The 26,615-nt window shown below is 38.9% G+C and carries 22 protein-coding genes; 12 read left to right on the top strand and 10 right to left on the bottom strand.

Features of this window, described 5'->3' with window-relative positions:
- The first annotated feature begins 268 nt into the window (after positions 1–268).
- From JO40_RS06665 to JO40_RS06655, 3 genes are all read left to right on the top strand, one after another.
- Positions 269–769: a GNAT family N-acetyltransferase gene (locus JO40_RS06665; RefSeq protein ID WP_044978662.1), complete on the top strand. Its 501-nt coding sequence runs from the start codon at positions 269–271 to the stop codon at positions 767–769.
- A gap of 21 nt (positions 770–790) precedes the next feature.
- On the top strand, positions 791–1,207 hold the full coding sequence (locus JO40_RS06660; protein WP_044978661.1) for an EamA family transporter: 417 nt from the start codon (positions 791–793) through the stop codon (positions 1,205–1,207).
- Positions 1,208–1,661: 454 nt separating this feature from the next.
- Entirely contained in the window at positions 1,662–2,771 is a 1,110-nt protein-coding gene (locus JO40_RS06655; protein WP_044978660.1) for a C45 family autoproteolytic acyltransferase/hydrolase, read from the top strand.
- A gap of 67 nt (positions 2,772–2,838) precedes the next feature.
- On the opposite strand, the gene JO40_RS06650 is transcribed toward JO40_RS06655, so the two are convergent.
- On the bottom strand, positions 2,839–3,570 hold the full coding sequence (locus JO40_RS06650) for an energy-coupling factor transporter transmembrane component T (RefSeq protein WP_044978659.1): 732 nt from the start codon (positions 3,568–3,570) through the stop codon (positions 2,839–2,841).
- A complete protein-coding gene (locus JO40_RS06645) occupies positions 3,571–4,173 on the bottom strand; it encodes an MptD family putative ECF transporter S component (RefSeq protein WP_044978658.1) in 603 nt (200 codons plus the stop codon).
- Positions 4,174–4,410: 237 nt separating this feature from the next.
- Here JO40_RS06645 and fusA point away from each other — a divergent pair, with 237 nt between their 5' ends.
- A complete protein-coding gene (gene fusA / locus JO40_RS06640; protein WP_044978657.1) occupies positions 4,411–6,489 on the top strand; it encodes an elongation factor G in 2,079 nt (692 codons plus the stop codon).
- 12 nt (positions 6,490–6,501) lie between these two features.
- Positions 6,502–6,933: a hypothetical protein gene (locus JO40_RS06635; RefSeq protein ID WP_044978656.1), complete on the top strand. Its 432-nt coding sequence runs from the start codon at positions 6,502–6,504 to the stop codon at positions 6,931–6,933.
- 80 nt (positions 6,934–7,013) lie between these two features.
- Here JO40_RS06635 and JO40_RS06630 read toward each other — a convergent pair whose 3' ends face one another.
- Positions 7,014–8,741 carry an AMP-dependent synthetase/ligase gene (locus tag JO40_RS06630; RefSeq protein WP_044978655.1) on the bottom strand — a complete coding sequence of 576 codons (1,728 nt, stop codon included), beginning with the start codon at positions 8,739–8,741 and terminating at the stop codon, positions 7,014–7,016.
- 79 nt (positions 8,742–8,820) lie between these two features.
- On the opposite strand from JO40_RS06630, the gene JO40_RS06625 reads away from it, so the two are divergent.
- Positions 8,821–9,300, top strand: coding sequence for a C40 family peptidase (locus JO40_RS06625; protein ID WP_044978654.1), 480 nt, complete (start codon positions 8,821–8,823; stop codon positions 9,298–9,300).
- Between the two features lie 24 nt (positions 9,301–9,324).
- On the opposite strand, the gene JO40_RS06620 is transcribed toward JO40_RS06625, so the two are convergent.
- The gene (locus JO40_RS06620) at positions 9,325–9,741 is read right to left on the bottom strand and encodes a hypothetical protein (RefSeq protein ID WP_044978653.1); all 417 of its coding nucleotides are present in this window, start codon (positions 9,739–9,741) and stop codon (positions 9,325–9,327) included.
- Between the two features lies 1 nt (position 9,742).
- A complete protein-coding gene (locus JO40_RS06615; protein WP_044978652.1) occupies positions 9,743–10,678 on the bottom strand; it encodes a TraB/GumN family protein in 936 nt (311 codons plus the stop codon).
- Positions 10,679–10,759: 81 nt separating this feature from the next.
- Here JO40_RS06615 and JO40_RS06610 point away from each other — a divergent pair, with 81 nt between their 5' ends.
- Entirely contained in the window at positions 10,760–11,950 is a 1,191-nt protein-coding gene (locus JO40_RS06610; RefSeq protein WP_044978651.1) for a THUMP domain-containing class I SAM-dependent RNA methyltransferase, read from the top strand.
- A gap of 88 nt (positions 11,951–12,038) precedes the next feature.
- On the opposite strand, the gene JO40_RS06605 is transcribed toward JO40_RS06610, so the two are convergent.
- Entirely contained in the window at positions 12,039–12,899 is an 861-nt protein-coding gene (locus tag JO40_RS06605; RefSeq protein ID WP_044978650.1) for a sigma-70 family RNA polymerase sigma factor, read from the bottom strand.
- A 339-nt stretch (positions 12,900–13,238) separates the two neighbouring features.
- Here JO40_RS06605 and JO40_RS06600 point away from each other — a divergent pair, with 339 nt between their 5' ends.
- A complete protein-coding gene (locus tag JO40_RS06600; RefSeq protein ID WP_002670325.1) occupies positions 13,239–13,505 on the top strand; it encodes a co-chaperone GroES in 267 nt (88 codons plus the stop codon).
- Between the two features lie 130 nt (positions 13,506–13,635).
- Here JO40_RS06600 and JO40_RS06595 read toward each other — a convergent pair whose 3' ends face one another.
- The 4 genes from JO40_RS06595 to JO40_RS06580 form a co-directional block, all read right to left on the bottom strand.
- Complete coding sequence (locus tag JO40_RS06595; RefSeq protein ID WP_044978649.1) at positions 13,636–14,241, bottom strand: hypothetical protein; 606 nt, start codon at positions 14,239–14,241, stop codon at positions 13,636–13,638.
- Positions 14,231–14,848 carry a hypothetical protein gene (locus JO40_RS06590; RefSeq protein WP_044978648.1) on the bottom strand — a complete coding sequence of 206 codons (618 nt, stop codon included), beginning with the start codon at positions 14,846–14,848 and terminating at the stop codon, positions 14,231–14,233. The genes JO40_RS06595 and JO40_RS06590 overlap by 11 nt, the downstream gene beginning before the upstream one ends.
- Before the next feature lie 16 nt (positions 14,849–14,864).
- Positions 14,865–16,613: a S1C family serine protease gene (locus JO40_RS06585; protein ID WP_044978647.1), complete on the bottom strand. Its 1,749-nt coding sequence runs from the start codon at positions 16,611–16,613 to the stop codon at positions 14,865–14,867.
- Between the two features lie 61 nt (positions 16,614–16,674).
- Positions 16,675–17,868: an acetate/propionate family kinase gene (locus tag JO40_RS06580; protein WP_044978646.1), complete on the bottom strand. Its 1,194-nt coding sequence runs from the start codon at positions 17,866–17,868 to the stop codon at positions 16,675–16,677.
- Positions 17,869–18,055: 187 nt separating this feature from the next.
- On the opposite strand from JO40_RS06580, the gene JO40_RS06575 reads away from it, so the two are divergent.
- From JO40_RS06575 to JO40_RS06560, 4 genes are all read left to right on the top strand, one after another.
- A complete protein-coding gene (locus JO40_RS06575) occupies positions 18,056–20,866 on the top strand; it encodes a CHASE2 domain-containing protein (protein WP_044978645.1) in 2,811 nt (936 codons plus the stop codon).
- A 30-nt stretch (positions 20,867–20,896) separates the two neighbouring features.
- The gene (locus JO40_RS06570) at positions 20,897–22,246 is read left to right on the top strand and encodes an MATE family efflux transporter (RefSeq protein ID WP_044978644.1); all 1,350 of its coding nucleotides are present in this window, start codon (positions 20,897–20,899) and stop codon (positions 22,244–22,246) included.
- 92 nt (positions 22,247–22,338) lie between these two features.
- The gene (locus JO40_RS06565) at positions 22,339–23,172 is read left to right on the top strand and encodes a YitT family protein (protein WP_420864567.1); all 834 of its coding nucleotides are present in this window, start codon (positions 22,339–22,341) and stop codon (positions 23,170–23,172) included.
- A 143-nt stretch (positions 23,173–23,315) separates the two neighbouring features.
- On the top strand, positions 23,316–26,390 hold the full coding sequence (locus JO40_RS06560; RefSeq protein WP_044978642.1) for an Eco57I restriction-modification methylase domain-containing protein: 3,075 nt from the start codon (positions 23,316–23,318) through the stop codon (positions 26,388–26,390).
- Positions 26,391–26,615: the final 225 nt, after the last annotated feature.

The following is a 26,615-nucleotide window of genomic DNA, read 5'->3' as shown; positions in this document are numbered from 1 at the left end:
TTCAAATTAGCGGAAAAAACAAGTGTGCGCATTGATACCTTCCGGCTTTAAGCCGGTTCTTTCTTATCTTACATGCCGCGTATATTTCGCCCTTATGCTTACGGCCGCTCCGTACGTTTTGTTACACCACCGCTTTCTATTTATGAAACTCTTATTTCATTTTCCTACTTGACTTAAACCTCATTTCAAGTAATATACCGGCAAAAGATATACGGAGCGTAACGGAATATGCGATCCGGCACAGCAAAGAGTTAAAGAGGTAATGAACATGGTGTATACTTTTCAGTCGGCACACTCCGCAGAGGTTGAGGCAGTATTTGCATTATATGAAAAACGAATCCGTTGGATGGATGAGGTAGGCATTCGGCATTGGAATGTCTGGGATTATTTAACTGTATATCCTGTTGCTTATTATGTAACGCAGCAGACTACGGGAAATCTTTATGCGTTAAAAGACAACGGCTGCATCATAGGCGCCGTGGTTTTGTTGGAACATGATAACCGTTGGACAGATAAAGCAGATGATCATGCGTATTACATACATAATCTAGTAACGGATCCTGTCGTCAAAGGCGCCGGAAAAATTATACTCGCTGAAATTGAAAAACTGGCTATTTGCCGGAAGAAAGGCTTTTTACGTTTGGATTGCGACTCGGGTAGCACATTCTTGAACAACTACTATGGAGCAAAGGGATTTGTTTTATCAGGTCATTGTAAAGACGGTGCATATACCGGCAATAGGCGCGAAAAAACGCTGCAAAGAACATAAGATTAACCAGGAGGCAGTAAAATGATATGGGCGGTTTTTGCGTTCTTATCCGCTGTATTTGCGGCACTTACTTCTATTTTGGCAAAGGTCGGAATTGAAGGAGTAAACTCAAATTTAGCAACGGCAGTAAGAACGATTGTTGTGGTAGCAATGGCGTGGGGTATGGTTTTTATCACCAATGCGCAACACGGAATTATGGACATCAGTAAGAAGAGCTGGATATTTCTGATTCTTTCAGGACTGGCAACAGGGGCTTCATGGCTGTGTTATTACAAGGCATTGCAAATCGGCGAGGCATCCAAAGTTGTGCCTATCGATAAATTAAGCGTAGTGATTACATTGATTTTAGCTGTCATTTTTCTACATGAAAACGTCAATGCAAAATCGATAATCGGTTCACTGCTGATTACGGCAGGCACACTCTGCATGGTGTTATAACACAAACTGCATACGGTCTTTTCAAGTATGAAGCTTTTTGCTCAAAAATAATTCCATAAATTGAATCAATCATACATGGCTAAATGAACCGTTTGTTTCATTTATACTATTCCTTGGCAATAGCATTATTAAGGTGCTCTTAAGAGTAAAGCGAGATTTTTTGAGGCTGCTTTACGCCCTACTGATTTTGCAGCCGCTAAAATTTCGCAGCTTTGTTAAACGCCGAGTTTTGCGTAATCGCAAAACATCGCCGATAGAATACACTTTCTTAACTGAGTTACGAAAGTGCGAAAATTCATCAAACCTCAAGATTTGATAACCTTTTCGTTTGATGAATTTATCGGAATGCTTTTCCGTACGAGGAGAATTTGTTCATACTTTCTTCGCATAATTCATTGACATTAAAATTATATCTCTTATCATAGAAGTGAATACTTCACGGTATGGAGGCGCAATGTATCATTTACGATTGAAAGGTTCCCACTATGAGATGGGAAAAAAGTTAGGACATATTTTTTTAAAAGCAGGAATAATGTTTCCTTTACAAAAACTTGACGATTTTCAAAGACAATTCGGAACAGCAAGCGGAGCCGTATTAAAAAACTTTTTTCCGGAAATTGCGGAAGAAATTCGCGGCATTATGGATACCGTACAGGCCGACATCGGACTTTTTACGGCGTGGCTTATGTGCATGGGATGCTGTCTGTATAACCTTGATGAATCTTGGACGGCGGAAACGAGAGGCTGCACGGCATTTGCTTTTTCTTATGGAAGTGAAGTATATTACGGCAGAAATAATGATCTGCCTCCGTTTTTGCATAAAGGCTGCAAACGAATTTTATACGCACCCAGGGGCAGCACCCGTTTTATACTTAATACATCTTCATTCACAAACGGAGAAGAAGGAATGAACGAGCATGGGTTGGCCGCCGCAATGACTTTTGTCCTTCCGAATTTAGAAGAAATAAGACCGGGCCTTAATGCATTGTTTTTAATTCGGTTTATTCGTGCGGAGGGTTTAATACCCCGACGCTCTGCGTCGGGGTTGTTGATTTTGGAAAAATGCAGAACAACGGAAGAGGCTGTAACTATCTTAAAAAAATTGCCGGTATCTTCCCCTGCAAATATTCTACTCTGTGACAAAAACGGAAACATGGCCGTCGCAGAAGTTTCGTCCGATACAAAGAAAATACGTGAATGCAACATCAATCCATACGGAAGCAAATTCATCATTGCGGCAAATCATTTTACGGTTGAACAAATGAGGCGGTACTATAATTCTGACGGAAATATTTTTAGATCGCAAGAACGGTATAAAACCGTATTTGATGCTTTTCAAAACAAAATAGAAAGTCCCGTCGAATTTGCAATGGATGTTTTACGAGGACGGTACGGCTTTATCTGCCAATACGGTAAAGAAGAAAACTTCAAAACTGCATGGAGTTCCGTTTTTAATCTGTCCGAGTTAAGCATATATTGTGCTGCCGGCAGTCCTGACAAAAAGAGATTTACCGAAGATGAGTGCTTAAAAAAATGCGGAAATTGTGAAGTAAAAATGTTTTGACTTTCAGATGTGATTCATTCAAAGGGTTTAATACCTTTTCTTCCTCGGCTGCGTAAGAAAAAGGCTCCTACCCTCTTCCGCCTATAACCGCATATATCACGATCCCTACAAACAGCAGCATTACGATGTAGTCGGGAAAGCACATCTTGACCCTTTCATAAGATGTACGTTTTCGCTCGGCATCGAGGCCTCGTGCAAGGGAAGCGGAAGCAAGCTCATCCATAACGGCAATACAGCTGAAAAGGAGAGGTATCAGTATGTACTCGATAGTTCTAAAAGGTGCCCGTATAACCGCACCCGGTTCAAGAGATATGCCCCTAAAGGCCATAGCTTTGCGCACGCCGTCCCATTCTTCCTGCACCGTCGGGATAAACCTGAGCATTACGGATAGAGGGATAATTACAAAGAGCGGAAGATGGAGAGCAGACAGTGCTGCAATGAGCTGACTTATCCGTGTTGTTTTAATTAAAAATGAAAGAGAAAGAAGCAAGGGAATCCCATACCGGCAAATCATAACAAGTGCAACAAGAATTCCGGTTAGGGCAGGAGCTCCTGTCCCTGAGGTGATGATTCGATAGCGCAGATATTCCATAAATGCAATAAGAACGCCGCATTTGAGAGCAAACCATTTTTTACCGCACAAGGCTAACAGTGCACACATCGCCGCACAGTACATCCAAAACGAGATAGCATTATAGGAAAAGGTACTGACGGCGATACCCGCAAAAAATAACAGCAGCTTTGTCCGCGGGTCAAGCTTTAAAAGCCCGGCCTCGCTTCCGTACAGCCCGAACGCCATTTATACGGCTCCGGCCTTTTCAAAATGCTTTTTAACCAAACTTTTTGCAATAAGCGCACCGCCTATTCCTCCGAGAACGGCACAGCCCAGTATGGCGAACCATATCTTTCCGTTAAAAGCCAATTTTGCAAGCGTCTCCGTATAAGCGGCACCTTGATATTTTTCCGTCAGGGTTATAAATTTATTATAATCGGTGAGCAGCATCATAGTCGGTGCCGACATATTCAGGTTAAAAAAAACAAATGACAGAAGATACATCTTGCGGGATTGGTATTTGCCTAAGAAAAGAACCAGCTCTGCCATAAGCGCCGCCGCCAGCGAAAAAATAACTGCATACACACTTTGAGTGCAGGCTATCAGTGTAAAAAATGCTCCGAATACCAAAGCCGCACCGAACTTATGCACTTTAAGGACGCACAGCATATATACCGTACCGCATACCAGTCCCACCGTAAGCGGTGCCATAAAATACAGTACCGGAGAAATGGCGGAAGAACCCATTACGATAATCAGCATCAGCACAATGTACATTGCACCGAATGCACCTGCATAGATAAGATCCTTTGTTCTCATTTTTTTGCCTGATTGTGTCGTTGAACTCATAGTTTTAAACTCCTTATGTTTTCCTTTAATTTTAATCAGCATCTTTAAAATGCTCATCTTAATTGTTAGAGACAGCTAATACTAATCTATAAAAGGCTTATGTGTCAATAGGCTTACTTTTTTCTATTCTCTTCCGCAAATTTTCTATATTATTAACCTTGCAATTTTTGAAAATATAGTGTATCCTTATTCTGTGATTAAATTTAAGCTTTTACGCTTTATATAAAAGGAGTTTTTATGGGATTTACAACGGATAAAATCAGGACAATTGCCGTTGCAGGACACGGGCAATCGGGAAAAACCAGTCTTGTCGAACACTTGCTTTACGTTTCAGGCCTTATCGATAAGGCCGAATCGGTAGAGTCCGGAAAAACAGTAACGGACTACAGTCAGGAAGAAATCGATCGAAAGATATCTATTTATTCCACATTAGTTAATTTACAAAAAGACGATAAGCTTATAAACATTTGGGATACTCCCGGTGCCTCTGATTTTATCGGTGAGGTAATCGCCGCATTCCGCTCATCCGAAGCGGCTCTCATAGTTTTGGACGGAAGATCGGGCGTTCAAATCGAAACAATAAAGTATTGGCGCGACCTTGACAGAAGAAACAAACCCCGCCTTGTTTTTGCAAACAAAATGGACGAAGACAGAGCCGATTTTGATAACTGTATAGCCGATGTCAAAAAACAATTTCAGGTAGATGTTTTCCCCGTAAGCTTTCCCATGGGAACGGGAGGTAATTTTAAGGGCGTTGTAGATGTCCTACACGGAAAAGCATATAAAATCGAGGGCGGAAAAGAAATAGAAACGGAAATCCCTGCCGAGTATCAGGATAAATACAAGGAAGCTCTGGAAGTTCTGGCCGGAGCTGCTGCAGAAGGAGATGAAGAATTACTTGTCAAATTTATAGATGAAGGCGAACTTTCTTCTGAAGAAATAAGCCGAGGGCTTACCCTTGCAATGGCAGATAACAGAATAGTGCCCATCTTTGCAGGTTCGGCAATAAATAATTCAGGCCTTAATTCTCTTTTACGTTTTATAAGCGAAATCCTGCCGTCCCCTGAGGGTTCCCTGGAAAGGGGAATCACTAAAGAAGGAGAAGAAGTTTCCGTTAAACTGGACCCTTCAGCCCCTCTTTCGGCCATTGTAGTAAAAACCTCTAACGATCAATTCTCAGGCCGTCTTTCTTATGTAAAGGTTGTTATGGGAGTTCTTTCAGCCGATTCCGAGGTCTATAATCTTAGAGAAGAAAAAAAAGAAAGGGTCGGCAAAATCTATAGGATAATGGGTAAAAAACTTACCGAAATAAAAGAGCTTCAAGCCGGTGATATAGGTGTTTTGGTAAAACTTACTAGCACAAAGACGAACGATACATTGGCGGCCCTATCCGATGCCGTTCCTTTTGTAAGGCTTAGAACTCCGGAACCCATCTATTCATTGGCGGTTTCCGCAATCGACAAAAAGAATGACGATAAGGTCAGCGAGCAGCTGTTTAAGGCCTGCGAAGAAGACATGACCCTCTCCTTTGCCTTCAATGCCGAAACAAGGCAAAATGTTCTATCGGGTATGGGAGACCTTCATACAAACATAGTTTTGGATAAGGTAAAAAAACAGTCTAAAATCGAAATTCAAACCTCCATTCCACGAATTGCCTATCGAGAAACAATTCAGCGCAAATCCCAAGCCGAATACACTCATAAAAAGCAGTCCGGCGGTCACGGACAGTTCGGCAGGGTTGTTTTGGCAATCGAGCCCCTCCCCAGAGGCGAAAAATACAAGTTTACCAATGCGGTTTTCGGCGGGGCTATCTCCAAGGGCTACATACCCGGTGTTGAAAAGGGTGTTATTGAGGCTATGGAAAAAGGCGTTTCTGCAGGCTACCCCGTAGTAGATGTTGCAGTAACCGTTCTTGACGGTAAAGAACACCCCGTAGACTCATCGGAAATGGCCTTTAAGATTGCAGCCCGAAATGCCTTTAAGGATGCAATGCGGAATGCAGGCCCAATCCTCCTTGAGCCCATTATGAACCTGACCGTCTTTGTCGAAACCTCATATCTCGGAGATATAATGAGCGACCTTTCTTCACGCCGAGGAAGAATCCTAGGCCAGTCCTCCCCCGCAAGCGGCATTGAAGAAATCAGGGCACAGGTTCCCCACAAAGAGCTTTTACGCTATGCAATAGACCTCCGCTCGATGACAAGCGGTACGGGTTCTTTTGAAATGTCCTTCGACCACTATGATCCGATATCCGGTAAGATTGCCGACGAGATAATAGCCGAAGCCAAGGCCTTCATGGAAGAACAAGAAGAATAAGGAGGAAAGCAAATGAGAAAAAATTTGAAATTAGCATTTATCGGTTTATTTATTTTTATGTTCAGCTTGTCAAGTGTAACAGCATACGATGGAACGATTTTAGGCGGTTATGACGGAAGTTTTTCACGATATGAGTTTATTCAACAAGCCGGCAACATGGAACTCGCTTACTCAATAGTAGAAAAGATGGAGTTAAGCAAAATTGAAAAATTCTTTAACATCGATGAAGATACTCTTGATGAAGAAGATGCAAACTTGCTTGATGATGTAGAAAATTATATCAATGATAATTACACTCTAAAAAATAGAGATGGATACTCATTTGTGGTCATTAGAAGCAATAGTGATGATTTTATCGATGGTTGGATTGTATTTTTTCACTATTCGAAATCGGCAGCAGAGCCGTACTATTACTATTTATACTACTTTAGTGCAATTCCATAATACGCGACCAAACTAAAAACTAAACCTACGTACGGTACGKAGTGGTGGTTGTTTTTTATTTACATGTTTTTTATAACTACCTACTTTTTAAAACGCTTTACTTTTTTGGTTGTGGTCATTTCAAGCGGTTCGGATAGATAGGTTGTCTTTGTAATCCTCTGATAGGGTAAAAGCTTTTTATTCACGGTTTCGATAATGGCATCGATTTCTTTTTGAATAGCTGCATCGCCTTCGCTTGTGCCGCGTGTCATATTGAGCTTTTTATAAAGCTCATCGGCAGGATAAACAAGGGCTTCAACTTCCTCACCTTCCTCAGCCTGATAGCCTGCAGCTGTAATCTGTTCAATTTCATTATAATAGAGCTGGAACATATTTTCGATTTCTTCTGGGAAGACGTTTTTTCCTCCGGCTGTAACTATAAGGTTTTTAGCCCTTCCGCAAAGGTAAAGGTAGCCTTCATCATCAAGCCAGCCTAGGTCTCCTGTTTTTAACCAGCCGTCGGAAGAAAGAACTTCGGCTGTTTCATCAGGCATATTGTAATAGCCCTGCATAACCATAGGCCCCTTTACGGCAACCTCCCCTATTCCCTTTTCATCAGGATCAAGTATCTTCATTTCCATATAAGAAATAAAATACTGCCCGACGCTGGCAATTTTAAAGTGCTCTTTAGGATTAAGGGCAATGATGGGAGATGTCTCTGTAAGGCCGTAACCTTGAACAAAGTCGATGCCGAACTCATTATAAGCCCTGCATACCTTGGGAGCTAAAGGGCCTCCTCCGCATATAGCAATTCTTACATTACCCAAACTGGCCTTATCTAAAATTCCATGGAAGAGCTTACTGCCGATATTAGCCTTAAAGACCTTTTTAACAAAGTATGAAAAGCCCATCAATGCTCTGATAATACCGAATACGACAATACCCTTTGCTTTAATTCCTTTAAAAATACCGGCAAGAAGTTTATTGAATAAGAGAGGCACGCCCAAAAGCATTGTGATTTTTCCGGCTTTAAGCTCGGCAAGCATTTTTGAAACTGCAAGAGTTTTTCCGAATACCAGCTCTGCACCGACCGAGAGGGCTTCGATAAATACCGCAAGCATAGTATACGAGTGATGAAGCGGTAAAAGAGCATAGAATACGTCCGTATGATAGATGTTAAGGTTCGACTGTGCGATATAGCAATCCGAAACAAAATTTTTATGAGTTAAAACAACGCCTTTAGGGTTTCCTGTAGTTCCTGAGGTAAAAAGAATTGCAGCCGTATCGTTTTCTTGGGCCTTTGCAAGTTCAGGATTTCCGGAAGGCTTTAGATTATAAACATAAATTTCAGGGTGTTTTTTACTTAAAGAATAAAGGGAACCTATAAAGGTCTCGGTTTTTGCTTTTTCTGCAAAAAAATCGAATTTTTCTTCATCTACAAAAAAAATCTTCGGTTTTGATGTTTTTAAAAGGGTTTCAATCTCTTCATTATGAAGGCCATAGTCTATCGGAATTATTATTCCGCCTGCAAAAAGGGCTGCCAAATATACAACAGCCCATTCAGGGGAGTTTTTTCCCGAAACGGCAACATGAGTTCCCTTCGTAACACCCTTTTCAGTCATCCAATAGGCCAAGTCTTTTATTACCTTCAAACTTTCCGAATAAGAAAGGGTAATACGATCCGGTTCAAAGACCGTAAAACAATTTCTGTCAGGGTACCGCTCTGCAGTAATTTCAAACATTTCGGGGAGGGTCGGCCATTCGCCTTTAAATTTTGATCCCCTCCATTCATCTAAAAATGCCCAAGGTTTTTTATTAAGATTTGCCATAAGATCTTCCTTTTATAAATAAATTTAGCTAAATTCTCTTATAGTTAGACCCGATAAGAGATAAGAGGTTGCAGAATTTATGAAAAAAATATTTATTTTTATTATCTTTAGCTTTTTTTTAAACGGATGCATGATTTTTGGAGCTCAACCGCCCGAATCTCCTCGGCTCGATTTTATAAATGCCTCATATAAATACTTAAAAACTCCATATAAATATGCAGGTACTACTAAGGCCGGAATGGATTGCTCAGGTTTTGTATATAGGGCTGCCCTTGACGGCCTTGAAATGACCGTGCCCAGAAGCACAAAGGGGCTTGCTGACTTTGCTAAACGAATTTCAGACAAAGAAGTTCAACCCGGCGATCTTTTATTTTTCTACACCGTGGGAAACAAAGTATCGCATGTAGGAATTTATATCGGTAACGGAGAATTTATCCATTCCGCTTCGCAGGGTAAACATACAGGTGTAATAATTTCTTCACTAGAAGAAAAATATTGGAAAAATACCTACCGCTTTGCAGGCCGTTTTTTAGATCCCGAAGATATTTTTAATGAATAAAGTTCAAAAAAGAAAGGCTCATAATTAAAGATCAAAAACATCCAAGATTATTATAAGCTGCATTCCCTTGCGGGGCTCAATATTTATATCAAAGGTTTGAATCAAAGATTTAGGTTTTGTTTTAAGTTTTCTTATTATTGAAAACTCCTCCTTTGCCAAAAGCTTTCCCTTAGGCCTTTTATAACCGGAAAAATCATAGACGACCTTTGTTATTATACGGCCTTCAATAACTTGAACTACAATCTTGCCGTCTTCATTCGTTATATATTTTTCCTCGGTGCCGTCTGAAAAAAAGACCGTACATGGAAGTTCCTTAAAAGAGATTTGAGCCTTGTCCGTAAGCTGTACATAGGCACCTTCAACTTTAGGCTGAATTTGCTTTGTTTTGCATGACGAAAAACAAAGCAATAAAACGCTAACAAAAATAATTATTCTTTTCATTCTATTCTAAAATTCCTTTTATTCTCATTTGCTCAAATACGCTGTCTTCTCCTAGAAAGTGAGCAAGGCCTGCAAACACAAAGGTTCTTCCACCCTTATCAAGGTATTCTTCAAATTTTTCAGCCCAAACAATATTTCGATTTTTTAAAAGAACATCTTGAGATACACCGTCACTCATATCTAGGAGAGAACCTATAAACTCTTTTAATTCCTCAGTATTGTTTTCCAAATATAACTTTTTTAACATTGTGAGCATATCAATGGTGCTATCGGCATTTTGTAATTCGCCTATAGTTTCTTTAAGAGCCTTTAGCTGTTCTTCAAAGGTACCTGAAGATAAGATATCCAGTTGTTCATCAATACTTTCAAGAGCTTCAATTTTTTTCTTACCGGCTCGGTTCATAAGATGCATATCTATGCCGTTTTGCGGATCAAGATCGGCCTTTGTATACAATATTTGATTTAGAGCCATTGTAAGAATCCACGGATTAAATTTAAATAGAGGAGGAGCAATGTTTTCTCCCAATTCTTGTTTAACAACGTTTATTTCATCCTCGGTCAAAAAATTAGATAAATCCTTTTCAGGCTTAAGATTTAAATTTTGAATCATCCTCATTTGTAATTTTTCCTGAACCATTTCCATTTCTTCTTTGCCGCCCAATTCACTGACCCGCCTATCGGCCTTATCAAAGGCCTTAAGTATCTTATCTTCCAATGGATAAAAATCCTTGTCAGCAACGTGGATTGTACCCAAAATATAGATTGAAGCATCTCCTTTTTTTATTTCCCAAAACATCCTTTCAGGATGCTTTATTAAAACAGCTTTCGGGTTGCTCTCAACTTTTAAATTTGATTTCTCTGTTTTACAAGAAATTAAAAAAGAAAAAATAAACAAAAAGGCTAAAGCTGCCGTCAAGATTTTTTTAAGGGTTTTCATATATCCTCCCAATTTAAACCGGTTATTTTATGATTTACAGTATATAAAAAATTTTAAAAAAATGCTATACTGCAAATCAATATGAATGATTTTATTGCACTATGCGCCGTGGGTGCAGAACCTGTACTTACAAGGGAATTAAAACTTTTAGGTTTTAAGCCGTACAATAGATTGCCCGGAAGGGTTTTTTTTACTTCGGCCGAGACCGAGCCTCTTTTAGCTTTCTTCAAAGCAAATTATTTTTTACGTACAGCCGACAGGGTTTTTATGCTTATAAATACCGCAAAGGCGGAAAATTTTGATGATCTCTTTGAATTGGTTTTTTCGATAGACTGGCATAACTATTTTCCGAAGGATGCCCGTATTACAATCGACAAGGTAAGAACATATAAGTCCAAACTATCTTCGGAACATGCCGTTCAATCAATCGTCCACAAGGCCGTTTGCGACAAGCTGTGCAAAAAATGGAACATGCATTCCCTGCCCGAAACAGGAATCCGTTTTATGATCCGCATTTATATCGAAAACAACAATGTCTATGTCTGTTTGGACTTATCGGGAGAACCTCTTTACAGAAGGGGCTACCGGCTAAGCGGAGGAGCCGCCCCCATGAGGGAAACCTTGGCAGCCGTTTTAATTCAGCTCATGCAATGGAAAAGAAAAATTCCCCTCCACGATGCTTTTTGCGGCTCAGGCACTATTCCTATTGAAGCGGCTTGGTATGCCTATAATATTCCGCCCGGGATTGCCCGCCGCTTTGCCTTTGAAAACTTTATTTGTTTTGAAAAAGAAAAAATAGAAGCCGTCTTAAAGGAAGAAAAAGAAAGAGCAGCCTCAGAAGTAAGAACCGACTGTCTTGCAAGGATAACCGGATCCGATATTTCGGAAGAAGCAGTCTCCCTTTCAAAGGCGAATGCCGAAAGGGCATGCATCATTGCAGGAAAGGAACTCCATACGGCAGGCATTACCCATCACATAGAACGGCCTGATTTTATTCAATCGGACTTTTCGGAACTGGAAGCCCCATACGAAAGCGGCATCCTTTTATCGAACCCTCCCTACGGCGAAAGGCTCGGAAGCGAAGAAGAAGCCTTTGAGCTTTATAAGAGGATGGCCGAAATACCTCAACACTTCCCGGACTGGAAACTCGGTTTTATCACAAGCAAAAAAGAATTCGAAAAAATATTTTGTAAAAAGAACAAGGATGCCGTCTTAAAAAAACACAGCCTCCGCGGAGGCAATATGGAAACGGTTTTGTACATTATGGAGTAAGCCCCACGTTTAGCTTATAAAAAGGGCTGCCTAAAAGACAGCCCTAAGTTAATCGCATGGAACTAATCATTTACGCAACGTAAATTGTTTACGCGACGTAAACGGCAAGTTTTTGTTTTTCGGCAGGGTTTTTAAGCTGCTGCAAGGCCTTTTTTTCGATTTGGCGTATTCTTTCTTTTGTAAGGTTAAAGATAAGGCCGACCTCTTTTAAAGAAAGAGGAGCGGAACCGTCAAGCCCAAAACGGAGGCGGATTATCTCTGCTTCCCTGTCATCAAGATTTTTAAGAAGCTCGTTTACTTCATCCCTAAGGCTCATATCCAGTGCATAATCTTCAGGCATCTGATGAGTTTCATCCTGTAAGAAGTCGTTTACACTTGAGCTTCCAGGTTCGTCAAAAACGGGAGCATCTATGGAAATCGGCTCTTTAGCCGCATTCATAATAGTATGAACCATACTGTTATTCATATTTAAAATACCTGCAATCTCGTTTAGTTCTTGAGTTTCGTTTCCGGCAAAATCAATTTCTTTTTTTGCCTTTTCAATTTGAACAAGCTCGTTTGCTCTGTTTAAGGGAAGGCGTATCATCCTTGACTTTTCACAAATAGCCTTTAAAATAGATTGTTTAATCCACCAGACCGCATAAGAAATAAACTTATAGCCCTTTGAAACATCGAATCTTTCGGCAGCATTTATCAAGCCTATATTGCCTTCGCTAATGAGGTCCATAAGAGGAAGCCCTTGGTTTTGATATTTTTTTGCAACATTTACGACAAAGCGGAGGTTTGAATTTACCAACATGTTTTTGGCATCTTCATCGCCCTTTTCTGCAAGTTTAGCATATTTTATCTCTTCTTCCGCAGTTAAAAGCGGTATCTTGTTTATTTCTTTTAAATAAGTAGCCAGCGAGTTTGTTTCTGCGCTATAGTCTTTTTTGTTTCTGTTATACATAATTCAACTCCTTGTATAAAACTGTGAAAGTTTTTAGCCTCCTACATATACAAGCAAAAACTATGCTAAGGTACTAAATTAAGAAAAGAAATATTTTAAACCTAAAAAAACAGGATAATCAATGGTATAACTCTATATCCAATATAGAATTATAAAATAAAATACTTAATGCCTAAAATAATCAAAACCTATTGCCTTTTTAGTTTTTTTTTCTTATATTTTATGATGTTCGGGAGAGGTGTACTGAAATGACACATCCCGAAATAAAACACAAAAAAGAGTGCCAAAAAGGCACAAAAAAGCTTTTTGCTTTCTTTTAATTTTTTAGGAGGTCTTTTGATGAAAGTTAAACCCTTAGGAGACAGAGTTTTAGTAAAACCGGATGCAGTAGAAACAAAGACGGCGGGAGGAATTATCATTCCCGACACAGCTCAAGAAAAAACCCAAAGAGGTGTGGTCGTAGCTGTCGGAGATGATAAAGAAAAAATCAAGGTTTCCGTCGGACAAAAAGTTATCCATGACAAATATGCCGGAACTCAAATTCAAATCGACGGTGTAGATCATTTGATTTTAAAGTCAAACGATTTGGTTGCTGTTGTAGAATAAGGTTTAGCGTTTTTATCTTACAGATAAAAGCTGATTAAGGAACCTCGAAAAACTGAAGTTTTTCGAGGTTCCCATTAAAAAAGGCGAGGCTTTAAACAAGGCCCGCCTTTTTTTACTTGAAAGAGCTTTATTATTTTTCAATCGGAATTAATGGAATTCTTTCAAGCTCTGCATCTTTTCCATACATTTCCTTTAAAGCCTTAGAAGCCGCATCAAAATTATCAATTTTTTTGACATCTGTTATGTCATAAAACGGAAGAGCACACTTGCAGACAAAATCTCCGATATAGACATATTTTACACCTTCAGGAACTTCAAGCTTTCCATTTAAGGGAATGCTTATTCTAAGAGGTTCAGTACCTGCAAAATGATATTGTAAAGCCTCAATATTGATATACCGCTGGCCGTAAGCAAAAGGCAGTTTTACCATAGCAAATTCAACTTTTTTAGCATCTTCATCAATCAAGCCCAAAAGAGGCACCCTACGGTTTGAAGCTTTAATCGTTATTCTATCCGTCATATCACGAGAATCCTTTGTTTGAAGCTTCGAAGAAAAGGAAAAGGCATACCTATAATTTGAAAAGAAGTCAGTATTAGGCTCAGGTTTAATTTTTAGAGCAAAAACAACAACAACCTCACTTTTTGCAGGCGGTTTTGGAGGTTTTTTATCGGCCGCAAATACTGTAATATTTACAAATGCAATAAGAAATAATAAAAGGTATTTTCTATTTTTCATTTTCAATCTCCTGTATTCTTTTATCAATAAGTGCTTCCCACTTAGTCTTTTTAAACTTACTCTTCATTTTATTCAAGCATTTTAGCTCATATTTTGATTGTTCTCCTCGGGGATAAAGAGAAAGAGAGGCTGCAGAACCGTTAATTATAAAGTCATAAGCTCCGATAAACTGTAATCCTGTTTTTTTAGTAGTAAATGTTATATTACCTGTTTTACCAAGCCCCGGTGTAAAAGTTGTAGTTGTTTTAGTAAACCAGTTACTATAATTCATTTCTACAAGCTGAAAACTCAAGCCTTTGTCCATTGGAGGGAAACAAAAAACTCCGCCTCCAAAAGATTTAGGCAAAACAAACATAGGCTCTTTTGAAGCGTCCATTTGAGCATACGTATGAAATCCGCCCACGTCCAGATAACCGTATACCAGGCACTCCTTATCGGAATTTACCATTTCCTTTAGTTTGACCTGTTCACCGTCTATGCCCGCTTCTCCTTCATATACACCTTTTCCTGAAAAAGCCAAAAAAAGGCATGAATTAAGGAGCACCGTTAAGCCTATAAAACATATAAGCCATGCCCCAACCTTGATAGAATTCTTTTTCAATTCCATAATTAATCTCCTTTTATTATATACGCAACGAAATACTTGCACGAATTCCTATATTTGTTTCTTTTATTTCTTTAAAATATGACCTGACAAGACACTCAATTCCGAATGATACTGATGTAAAACTTACCGGTACAATCTCAATTCCCCCACCATATTGGACAAAAAACTCAAAGGGAGGTATAAACACACCTCCTCCTACAAAGGCTTGAGGAGCAAGATATACTGCATCTTTAATATTAAGAGGCAACAGAAACCGCAATTCCGGTCCCATTCCGATACCGATTTTCGGCTGCTTAATAAAGGTAAAGCTTGGCAGAGTCCTAGGTTTATCGATAACTCCTGAAAAACCTATTTCTACATATTTAAAACTATAAAGATAACCTAAGGAGAAGCCTGATGCCCAGCCAGTATCCTTTTTTAAACCGATGTAGGATGCATATATTCTCATTCTTGTCGGAATCTCTTCGATAGAAATAAAAGATGCTCCCGTATTTTGTTTTTCTTTTTTTGCCGCTTTTTCGGAAGATTTTTTTTCGGGCGAACCGTTCAAATTGGAAGCTTCAATTTGCCAAAAATTATGATTATTTTTCCAAACGGTAAAAAATTTAGATTTTTCAGCCTCATCATACAGCACAAATTCATAATTTTTGCCGGTATTTTTTAAAGATTTAAGATCTATACTTGTTTCAGATCTATATGAATTTTCTTCAGGCTTTATAGAGGTGTATATTTCATAAGCAATAGCTGTTCTAATTCCGTTTATCGGGTTTCCAAGGATTGAAGCAGCCAGAATCTCAGTCCTAAAAAGCCTGGGCGCCTTTCGCAAAGCTGTCTTGTAAGCATCCAAGCCCTCATTTATAGCATAATCCTCGGAAACATACATCGCAATTTTTCGAAGCCTTTTTAGAATTTCTTCATTTTTTTGCTCTTCTTTATCAATCTTAAAATTCTTACAGGCTTCTGCAAATTCATCTAAGGCCAGTTTTAGATTGTTTTCAGACTTTTCCATACCTCCAAAAACCCGTCCATCAATAAAATTTTTAATCGATGTAGCAGGAATTGCAAAATTTGTAGATTGCCTAAAGACAGCCTTAGCAGAATTTATTCCTATAACTTCATATCCTTCGGGAGAATTCGGAGATTTTATTAAAAGAGGGCCTCCCGAATTTCCCGAATCTATCGGGGCGGAATGCTGAATAAAAAAAGATTTTTTAGGATCAACAATATTACTAAGCCTTGCCTTTGAATTGGTAACAGTTCCCTTTCCAAGCTGCCAAAGAGGTTTTCCCCCAAGCCCCGGATAACCGGCCGACCAAACATCAGCTCCATCGGCGGGAAGTTTACCTGCAAAATTTAAAAAAGATTTTACCCTTTTATCGTTTACTTCAGCTATGGCAAGATCCAATTCTTCATCTATTGCTACAACAGGGCAATTTTCTATTTTAATCTTTGCACCGTCAATATTTTCAATTTCAAGAGAAAGAGATGAAGCATAAGCGGCAACATGATAGTTTGTCAGTACATAGATTTTTTTATTTTGACCTCGAATAAAAAATCCTGAACCGAAAACACCATCTTTAGCCTTTTCAAAAAGTTCGGCAATATCGCTATAACCGGCCTTTGAAATTTCATCAGCAGCATCATCCATAAATTGTAAAATTTTTTCTTCATAGTTGGGTCTTACGATACATACGGCATCCCTTATGTCTGCAAAAATAGTTAAACAAAATAAAAAAAAGAAGATGCTTATAATTTTATTTTTCATTTGAACCTCCAAAGTAAAATAGACTACAGAATAAAACCTATAGTCTATTTTTGCTTAAGCTTTATTTTACCAATGCCATCGTATCCTTAGCAATCATGAGCTCTTCATTTGTAGGAATAATAAGAACCTTGACCTTTGATGAGGCCTTGCTTGCATCGGTAAGCTTTCCCCTTACCTTGTTTTTCTCGGTATCGAGTTCAACGCCGAGGAATTCCAAACCGTGACAGATTTTTTCTCTAAGCTCGATAGAGTTTTCACCTATACCGGCTGTAAATACCAGAGCATCCACTCCGCCGAGCTGGGCGGCATAAGAAGCTATGTATTTTCTAACCCTGTTGCAGAATACATCTAAGGCAAGCTGAGCCCTCTTATTTCCTTCTTTTGCAGCGGTTTCAATATCTCTAAAGTCGCTGCTTACACCTGAAATGCCCAAAACACCGGATTTTTTGTTTAAAACATTGCTCATATCATCGGCAGAAAGTTTTTCCTTGTTCATTATAAAGGGAAGAATTGCAGGGTCTAAGTCTCCTGAGCGAGTTCCCATAGCGAGCCCTTCAAGGGGAGTAAGCCCCATCGAGGTATCGACGCATTTTCCGCCCTTAATAGCAGCCAAACTGGAACCGTTTCCTAAGTGGCAGGTAATAACCTTAAAATCGGGTGAGTTATTTTTTAGGGTTTCAGCGGCTTTTTCCGAAACAAAGCGGTGCGATGTTCCGTGGAAACCGTAACGGCGTACCTTATATTTTTCGTAATATTCATAGGGAAGAGCATAGATATAGTTTTCAGCCGGCATTGTCTGATGGAAAGCCGTATCAAAAACCGCAACCATCGGAGTTTTCGGCATAAGAGCCTTACAAGCCTCGATTCCCATAATATTTGCAGGGTTGTGTAAGGGAGCAAGGTCGATACATTCTTTAATACCGGCCATTACCCTGTCATCCAAAAGAACCGACTTATTGAATTCTTCTCCGCCGTGAACTACCCTGTGACCGACAGCCGTAATCTCATCCATGGATTTTACTACGCCGTGATTTTTGTCTACAAGAGCATCCAAAACAAGCTGAATGGCTCTTTTGTGGTCATTCATTTTTTCTTCAATTAAAACGGCATCCATTCCTTTTTTTTCATGTTTGATTCGTGAGCCTTCAATACCGATTCTTTCAACAAGGCCTTTTACTAAAACATCTTCATTAGTCATATCAATTAACTGATACTTTAAAGAAGAGCTTCCGCAGTTGATAACCAATATCTTCATTATATATCTCCTTAAAAATGTGAAGTAATCTTATCGGTTATAATACCCTAAAATATAATAAAAGTCTATCGATATAAAGGCTTGTTTTTTAATAATTTTTAGATTATAATTGCAATTGCGATTTTTGTGTAAACTTTTTTATATAAAACAAAAAAGAGGAATATGATAAACAGCTCGGGAGAAATTTATGGTCAAAAAAGAAAAGAATAAATCGGCATTTAAAGGATTTTTACAAACAAATCTTAATTTTATAATTGCAATTACAGTGTTTTTAAGTTTTACGGTTTTTAGCTTTATTACGTTAGGCCGCAATATCGAAAACCAAGTCTACGATGCCATGCTAAGGCTTAAACCCGAAATCAAAGAAAAAAATGAAATTCTTCTTTTAAATATTGATGACTTTTCGATAGAGCAAATAGGTTCTTGGCCTTGGTCAAGGGATGTCTTAGCCGATGTTTTAATCCGTTTAAAAGAAGCAGGAGGAAAGGCCGCCGTTTTCGATATTGAATACCTGTCCGCCGGAAGGACGGGTGCAAATAATGCTTATGTTGAAAATGAATTGCCCAAAGAATATGCAGCCGTGCGTCAGGAATTCGGAGAATATATAAAAGAATTTTCGGATGCGGTGGCAAGCAAAAACATTCCGCTTTCTGAAGTAAAGACAGTCGGAAATGATATGTCCGAATATTTTGAATCAAAAATTGATGAACTTTCCGATTCAATTAAAAATAATGTGTTTAGGGACAATGATGCATACATGGGAGCCGCTGTAGGCTTTTTTGAAAATGCGTTTTTAACTATAAATGCAGTAAATATAAACATAAGCGGAGAAACAAAAGAACTAAAAGATTTTGCCTACAATAATTTTTTGTTTACCAATGTAGAGGATGGAGCAGACCTTTTTAAAAAGGAAACCTTAGCAAACCGCAAGGCTGCAAATGAAGAATACGGAATGGCTCCAACGATTATGCCCATTTTGAAGCATGCAAAAGGCGCAGGTTTTCCGAATGTGGTTATAGACGAAGACGGAGTAAGGCGGCGCATTTCTCTTTTAACCGAATATGAAGGAAGATATATAGGCCAACTTGTTTTTACCCCAATCCTTCATATCCTTGAGCCCGAAAAAATCATCCGCTCCGGACGAAAACTGATTTTAAAAAATGCCAAGGTTCCGTCCGATTTGAAAAAAAGAAAAGACCTTACAATTCCTCTGGATGATGACGGAAATCTTTTAATAAACTGGCTAAAAAAGCGCTTTGCCGATACGGAAAATCCCGAAAACGGCAGTTTTAAAAGTTTATCCGTTTATGCCCTCACCTATGCCGACATTATGGAAAAAAACTTAATTTCATTTTTGGGAACTATAAAAGATTTACAAATAAGAACCTCAGAAGGCTACCTTTCTTACCACAATGAAGTTACTTCCTTAGAAAACGAATATGCAGCACTCGGTGAATGGAAAAAAGAACTGCTGAATAAAACCAGACAAGATTTTAACGAATACTTTGCAGCACGCAATTCTTTTTTTGATAACTACGGCAAATTTTTAAGCGGAAACTTCGATAAAGAAATACATAGCCTTTTTGCAAAACTACAAGAACAAAGTGGGTCTGAAGAATACGGAAAGATAGATGAATATGTTACGGATATCTTTAACAATGCAAAAGAAGAATATAAAAACTATTCGGAACATATAAAATATATAAAAGGTTTTTGTAATAATGCTTTTGCAGTAATAGGTTACAGCGGTGTAGGAACTTCAGATTTAGGTGTAAACCCGTTTTGGAAATCTTATCCTAACGTAGGTACTCATGCGAACATTTATAATACAATTATGAATGAGGATTTTATAAGACCGCTTCCAAAATGGATTTCGATAATCATTGCTTTTTTAATAGCCGTATTTACAGCCTTTATAATGAAAAAAGCGGAAAGAGGTTTTGTAAAGGTTATTCTAGGGATGGTTTTATCGGGTATAACTCTTGCCATAGGCATTCTTTTATTTGTATTCGGCAAAATTTACCTACAGCTATTTCTGCCGGTGATTACAGTAGTCATCAGCTTTATAGTTATTCTCCTTTTAAACTTTATTTTCAGCGAAAAAGAAAAAGGCTTTTTAAGAAAGGCCTTCGGCGTTTATCTTTCGGACGATGTTGTAAACGAAATTATTTCCGATCCGGATAAGCTCGCTCTCGGAGGACAGCAAAAAAGAATTACGGCCTTGTTCACCGATATAAAATCTTTTTCCACCCTATCCGAAAAAATTACGCCTGAACACCTCGTTTCGGTTTTAAACGTATACCTCACACAAATGAGCGATTTGATTTTAAGCGAAAAAGGAACGATTGACAAATACATAGGAGACGCTATAGTTTCTTTTTTTGGAGCGCCGACGGATTTACCCGACCATGCTTATAGAGCCTGCCTTGCAGCGATAAGGATGAAACAAGCGGAAGCCGAACTAAATAAACAGCTTTATGATGCGGGAGATATTCCCATGCCCATTTTTACCCGTATAGGAATAAATACCGGTGAGATGGTTGTAGGAAACATGGGTACCGAAAAAAAGATGAACTACACAATTATGGGAAATGACGTAAACCTTGCAGCCCGTCTTGAAGGTGTAAACAAAAAATACGGCACATGGATTTTAGCTTCCGAATCTACATGGAACGAAACTAATGGGGCATTCCTAGGCCGGCGTCTTGACCGCGTAAGGGTTGTAGGTATTAACACGCCGGTTCAGCTTTACAATGTTATGGCAGTCAGATCCGAAGCCCCTGCCGAAATGGTAAGACTTGTAGGCATATTTGAAAACGCAATAGATTTTTACCGGCAAAGAGAATATCAAAAAGCCCTTAATATTTTTAACAAGTGCTTAGAAGTCGCTCCCGATGATGAGCCTTCAAAGATGTATGTTGAAAGAATGAAGATGCTTCTTGCAGATACCGAAACGGCGGCAACACACAGCGATATTGTAAACATGACAACAAAATAGATTTCTTAACTAACTTATAAGGACAATAATATGAAAAACTTAACTCAAGGAAATGAGCTAAAGCAAATAACACTTTTTTCCTTACCAATGCTGTTAGGAAATATCTTTCAGCAATTATATAATGTTGTTGACAGCATCGTAGTAGGAAAAAGCATAGGAGACCACGCTCTTGCAGCCGTAGGTATTTCTTTCCCCGTATGGTTTATTTTTATATCCCTTGTCATAGGTTTTACTATGGCTTGTAATATTTTAATAGCTCAATTTGTCGGAGCAAAAAAAGATGAAGAAATAGATAAAGTAATTCAAACAAGTATATTAATTCTATTTTGGGCGGGTCTTGTAGCGGCTGCTGTAGGCATTGTTTGTTCTCCTTATATATTAAAAATAATAAATACCCCGTCCGATGTCTTTGAGGAAGCCCTTATTTATTTAAGGCTCATTTTTACCGGAATTATTTTTTTGTTTATATATAATGCATTTACGGCAATGCTGAGAGGTTTCGGGGACTCAATGACACCGCTTTATGCCCTAATCATTTCTACAATAATAAACATAGGCCTTGACTGTCTTTTTGTCATAGTATTCAAATGGGGTATTGCAGGAGCCGCAATAGCAACTGTAATAGCTCAATTTGTTTCTTGCGTTTGGCTTATACTTTATTCGAGAATAAAATATAAAGCCTTTAGAGTAAACTTTTTTAAATTAAAATTCGATAAAATTATCTGTGTTCAGTCTATCAAAATGGGATTTCCATCAGGAATACAACAAGCCTTGGTCGGGGGAGGTTTTATGGCTCTTCTTTCGATTGTAAATACTTTCGGCACTCAAACGGCAGCAGCCTATTCGGCTGCAGGCAAACTCGACGGTTTTATCGTGATGCCGGCCCTAAATATAGGAGTTGCTCTTTCATCCTTTACGGGCCAAAACATAGGAGCCGGAAAATTGGACAGAGTAAAAAGAGGTTTGCGGGCTTCATTATTTTTAGGACTTGGAATTACAGTTATAGCTACTACGGTAATAGTTATTTTCGGCAAGACAGCCATGTTTCTTTTTGTAAATAACCCTGACGTAATCACATTGGGTGCCAGATACTTAGTAATAGTTGCACCTGCATACTTTTTTAATACAATAACTTTTACATTAAACGGGGTCATACGCGGAGCTGGAGAAACTGTTTTTCCTATGATTTCAACCCTATTGGCTATGTGGGTGTTTAGAGTGCCTACAGCAGCTGTTCTGTCAAGATATTTAGGCTCGGATGGAATTTGGCTGGCTGTTTCGATAGGTTCGGCAGCCGGTTGCTTTTTAACAATCATTTACTATTGTTCGGGAAAATGGAAAAAGAAGGCATCCGAAATTCTTGAGTTAAAAAATAAGTAGAGGCTCAGAATTATATCAGAATTATAATTGTTTACTTTTTAAATTTTAAATAAATTATATTTTTACACATAAGGGAAAAAAATGAAAGAAAAATTATTAAGTTTTTTTACATCGTTTGCGGAGTTTTGATGATAGCATCAGGTATTCATTTTTTCTTGCTGCCTTCAAAATTATCCTTGGGCGGAGCTACAGGAATGGCCTTGGTATTATCAAAATATCTTCCGCTTTCTACAGGAGCCTTACTTGTTGTAGTAAACATTTTTCTGTTTGCTATAGGCTTTTTACTCATCGGAAACAAATTCGGTCTTAAAACGGTTTGTGCGAGCCTTGGGCTTTCAGGAGCCGTATGGCTTTTGGAAGTTTTTGTTCCATTGCAGGGGCCGATTGTAAACGACAAATTCTTACAGCTAATCATAGCCGTAATCCTTTACGGCGGAGGCGTAGGTATAGTTTTAAATCAATATGCATCAACCGGAGGAAGCGATATTTTTGCAATGATCCTGCAAAAATATTTCGGCCTTGATTTAGGAAAAGGATGCTTACTCACGGACTTCGCTATCACTGTTTTTGCAGGCTTTGCTTACGGAACCGAAATAGCCTTATTTTCGTTAGTAGGCGTAATCATAAACGGGCTTATAATAGACTCTACAATTGACGGTCTTAACATTAGCAAATATTGCGTTATAAATACGGATAAACCGGACGAACTTTGCAGTTTTATGGTGAAACTGGGCCGTTCGGCAAATGTATATAAGGCAACCGGTGCTTACACAAGAAGCGAACGTTCCGTTATCCAAACGGTTATGAGCCGCAGGGATTTTGTAAAGTTAAAAAGCTATCTTGCCAAAAACGATCCGGATGCCTTTATGGTTGTAACAAATGCACACTCCGTATTCGGCTGGCATTGGCGTAGAATAGGTGAATGACCGCAGAGGAAACGCGTTCTAAGAGCTATGATATGATTACATATAAGCAGGAGGTGTGATAAACAGTTCGGCACAAATGGTGCCTCGCTGTTTATCTTCGAGTTTGCCTTTCAGGCAAACATCGTATTATATGGGGGTAGACAATGTCCATTAAGGCAAAAGATATGACACCGGCTGAACGCAAGGAGCGTGTGGCGCAGTTGGTAAAACAATTTAAGGAAAATGAGGCCTTTTATCTTTCCAAAGATTTTGTAGAAAGCGAAGTGCGTAATAAGTTCATCGATCCTCTGCTTGAATGCCTAAAATGGGATGTCAAAAACGAAAAGGGGGCACGGCATGACCGGCAGGAGGTCATTACCGAAGACCGCGTAGTGATGAACGGTCAGGTAAAGCATCCCGACTACACGCTCTGCTACGGGGGCGAGCGGAAGATGTATGTTGAAGCAAAACAGCCGAGCGTTGATCTTAAAACGAATCCCGAACCGGCGCTGCAGGTGCGGCGTTATGCATATACGTCAAAGATGCCGATTGCCGTGCTGACGGATTTTCAGGAATTGGCAATTTACGACACGCGGATTAAGCCGTCCGAAAAAGATACCGCTGCCACTGCCCGCATTGAGTATTTGACCTACGATAAGTTCTCCGAAAATTTTGAATCGCTGTACGATAAAATCAGCTGGGATGCCGTCGATCTCGGAACCTTCGATACCTATTACGAAAGCAATAAGGATAAGCGGGGAACGGCAACCGTTGACGATGACATTTTGAATATGATCGAAAAATGGCGTACGGTGCTGGCCGAAGATATTGCGCTGCATAACGAAGGAATAGATGAATTCGATTTGACGGGTGCCGTGCAAAAAATTATCGACCGGCTTCTCTTTTTGCGGATTTGTGAAGATAAAGAAATCGAAGAAGGAAATCAGCTTAAAAAAATCGCGGAGCAAAAAACGGCTGTTTATAAAAATGTGCAGCGGCTTTTTGAAAGCGCAAATGCTAAATTTAATGCGGGGTTGTTTGCTCCCGACCGATGGCTTGACGGGCTTGCCGTTGCGGATAAAACACTCATCAGTATTGTCAATGCGCTCTATTATCCTGAATGTCAGTATGAGTTCAGCGTGCTGCCGGTTGAAATACTCGGTTCGATTTATGAACGCTTTTTAGGAAAGATTATCCGCTTTACGCGCAAAACAAAGAACGGGCACAGCATAGAAATTCTTGAAAAACCGGAAGTGCAAAAAGCAGGGGGCGTGTATTATACGCCGCCTTATATCGTTAAATACATTGTTGAAAACACAATCGGTAAAAAACTTGCAGGCAGAACACCTGATGAGGTAAGCCGTTTGCGCTTTGTGGATCCTGCCTGCGGTTCGGGGAGCTTTCTTGTCGGAGCGTATCAGTATCTGCTGGACTGGCACTTGGATTGGTATTATGCGGAAGCGCGGCGTGCGCAGGCGGAGAAGCAAGGTCTTATTTACAAAGATGCTGCAACTCAAGGATATAAGCTCAGCATTGAAGAGAAAAAGCGCATTTTGCTAAACAATATCTACGGTGTTGATATTGACGCGCAGGCGGTTGAGGTAACAAAGCTCTCGCTTTTTTTGAAGCTCTTGGAAAATGAAGGCAAGGCGCTTTCCGCAACGGGACAGGCATCACTGTTCAGAACTAGCGACATACAGGCAAAAATTCTACCGGATATGTCGCACAATATTAAATGCGGGAACAGCCTTATCGGGACGGATTATTACGCGGGTAAGGATTTAACGTTGTTCGGTATCGAGGAACAGCGCAAGGTGAATGCCTTTGACTGGGATGCGCAGTTCCCTGACATATTTGCGGATGGCGGTTTTGACTGTGTGATAGGGAATCCGCCGTATGTACGAATACAGACATTGAATGATACGAATAGTGAATCTGTAGAATATTACAATGAAAAATATAAAGCAGTTGCATCAGGCAGTTATGATTTATATTTGCTTTTCATTTATAAAGGATATACGTTATTAGACAAGGATGGCCTTTTGGGCTTTATTCAACCGCATAAATTCTTCCAAGCTGAAATGGGAACAAAACTCCGTATTTTACTTAAAAAGAATACCGCGGTCTCTGAAATTGTTGATTTTACAACAAATCAGGTTTTTACAAATGCTACTACCTATACTTGTTTACTTTTTCTTATTAACTCCGATAAAGATTCTTTTGAATATAAAAAATTTGAACTTGGAGAAGATTTTACAAAACTTGAACATCTTACATTTGATAAAATTACTTATTCTTCATTGGCTGATGACGGTTGGTTTTTTAATGTAGGAAAGAAAGATGAACTGCTTCAAAAAATTCAAACACAAAAATATAACTTCAAAGATATTACCGTAAAAATTTTTAAAGGTTCTTCAACCGGAAATGATAAAATATTTTTATTTGACTTATTGCAAGACAAAGGTGATACGGTAATCGTCAAGTCAGAACTTTCAGACGGTTCCGTTGAAATTGAAAAAGGTATATTGCGAAAGTTTCTTTATGGAGAATCTATCAGAAGGTATCAGCCATATACTCAAATAAAATATCTGCTTTTTCCATATAAAAAGACTAATGGAAAATATGAGCTGATATACGCGAAGGAAATGAAGAATACTTACCCGTTGTGTTTTAATTATTTATTGAAATTTAAGACACTGTTGATGACCAGAAAAATTCCTCTGACGAATGATAATTTCTATAAATATTCTGCTGCTCGCAGTTTAAATGATTATGAACAACCGAAAATACTGATACCCGATATGTTGGTCTCAAATCGAATGGGTTTTGATGTACATGGAGAGTTCTTTACAGGCCCCGCAATTCATTGTCCGGTATTTAATGAAATAGGCTGTAAAGTATCTGAAAAAATATATTTAGCAATTTTGAACAGTAATCTTTTTTGGTTTTTTATTTCAAATACAAGTACGGCGCTCCGAGGCAATGCCTATCGTTTAACACCGGAATTTATTACTCGTTTCTCATTTCCGGATTTAGATGGTAACAAAAACAATGAATTGCTTATAAAACTTGTTGACCAGATGATTGCCGCACAGGAGCAGCTGAACAGAGCGCTTTCCGATTCTGATAAAAAATTCTTACAGCAGCGGGTTGACATTTTGGATAAGCAGATAAATACTGTTGTATATGGGCTGTATGGGCTGACGTCGGATGAGGCAAAGATTGTGGAGGGGGAGTAGGAGAAAGATGAGATAAAGAAAATTAAATTTATTACATATACAGATTTATTAATAGAATTGGAATCAGCTAAACTCAATAATCATTTACTATTAGTAACTGGATTTAATTTATCGAACAAATAAAAACGCTGCCGGAAATGTTCTATAAGGTAATTGCAGCCCGCTTTAATACCCTATGGAACATCAAATTTATTTTTATAAAAAAAGAGAGGACGTAAAAATGCA

It is taken from the genome of Treponema putidum, assembly GCF_000755145.1.
Lineage (GTDB): Bacteria > Spirochaetota > Spirochaetia > Treponematales > Treponemataceae > Treponema_B > Treponema_B putidum.
This window is presented reverse-complemented; position numbering and strand designations above follow the sequence as displayed.

Coding starts and splice junctions, on each gene's coding strand:
- JO40_RS06665 (WP_044978662.1), top strand. CDS start 269: ATGGTGTATACTTTTCAGTCGGCACACTCCGCAGAGGTTGAGGCAGTA.
- JO40_RS06660 (WP_044978661.1), top strand. CDS start 791: ATGATATGGGCGGTTTTTGCGTTCTTATCCGCTGTATTTGCGGCACTT.
- JO40_RS06655 (WP_044978660.1), top strand. CDS start 1,662: ATGTATCATTTACGATTGAAAGGTTCCCACTATGAGATGGGAAAAAAG.
- JO40_RS06650 (WP_044978659.1), bottom strand. CDS start 3,570: ATGGCGTTCGGGCTGTACGGAAGCGAGGCCGGGCTTTTAAAGCTTGAC.
- JO40_RS06645 (WP_044978658.1), bottom strand. CDS start 4,173: ATGAGTTCAACGACACAATCAGGCAAAAAAATGAGAACAAAGGATCTT.
- fusA (WP_044978657.1), top strand. CDS start 4,411: ATGGGATTTACAACGGATAAAATCAGGACAATTGCCGTTGCAGGACAC.
- JO40_RS06635 (WP_044978656.1), top strand. CDS start 6,502: ATGAGAAAAAATTTGAAATTAGCATTTATCGGTTTATTTATTTTTATG.
- JO40_RS06630 (WP_044978655.1), bottom strand. CDS start 8,741: ATGGCAAATCTTAATAAAAAACCTTGGGCATTTTTAGATGAATGGAGG.
- JO40_RS06625 (WP_044978654.1), top strand. CDS start 8,821: ATGAAAAAAATATTTATTTTTATTATCTTTAGCTTTTTTTTAAACGGA.
- JO40_RS06620 (WP_044978653.1), bottom strand. CDS start 9,741: ATGAAAAGAATAATTATTTTTGTTAGCGTTTTATTGCTTTGTTTTTCG.
- JO40_RS06615 (WP_044978652.1), bottom strand. CDS start 10,678: ATGAAAACCCTTAAAAAAATCTTGACGGCAGCTTTAGCCTTTTTGTTT.
- JO40_RS06610 (WP_044978651.1), top strand. CDS start 10,760: ATGAATGATTTTATTGCACTATGCGCCGTGGGTGCAGAACCTGTACTT.
- JO40_RS06605 (WP_044978650.1), bottom strand. CDS start 12,899: ATGTATAACAGAAACAAAAAAGACTATAGCGCAGAAACAAACTCGCTG.
- JO40_RS06600 (WP_002670325.1), top strand. CDS start 13,239: ATGAAAGTTAAACCCTTAGGAGACAGAGTTTTAGTAAAACCGGATGCA.
- JO40_RS06595 (WP_044978649.1), bottom strand. CDS start 14,241: ATGAAAAATAGAAAATACCTTTTATTATTTCTTATTGCATTTGTAAAT.
- JO40_RS06590 (WP_044978648.1), bottom strand. CDS start 14,848: ATGGAATTGAAAAAGAATTCTATCAAGGTTGGGGCATGGCTTATATGT.
- JO40_RS06585 (WP_044978647.1), bottom strand. CDS start 16,613: ATGAAAAATAAAATTATAAGCATCTTCTTTTTTTTATTTTGTTTAACT.
- JO40_RS06580 (WP_044978646.1), bottom strand. CDS start 17,868: ATGAAGATATTGGTTATCAACTGCGGAAGCTCTTCTTTAAAGTATCAG.
- JO40_RS06575 (WP_044978645.1), top strand. CDS start 18,056: ATGGTCAAAAAAGAAAAGAATAAATCGGCATTTAAAGGATTTTTACAA.
- JO40_RS06570 (WP_044978644.1), top strand. CDS start 20,897: ATGAAAAACTTAACTCAAGGAAATGAGCTAAAGCAAATAACACTTTTT.
- JO40_RS06560 (WP_044978642.1), top strand. CDS start 23,316: ATGTCCATTAAGGCAAAAGATATGACACCGGCTGAACGCAAGGAGCGT.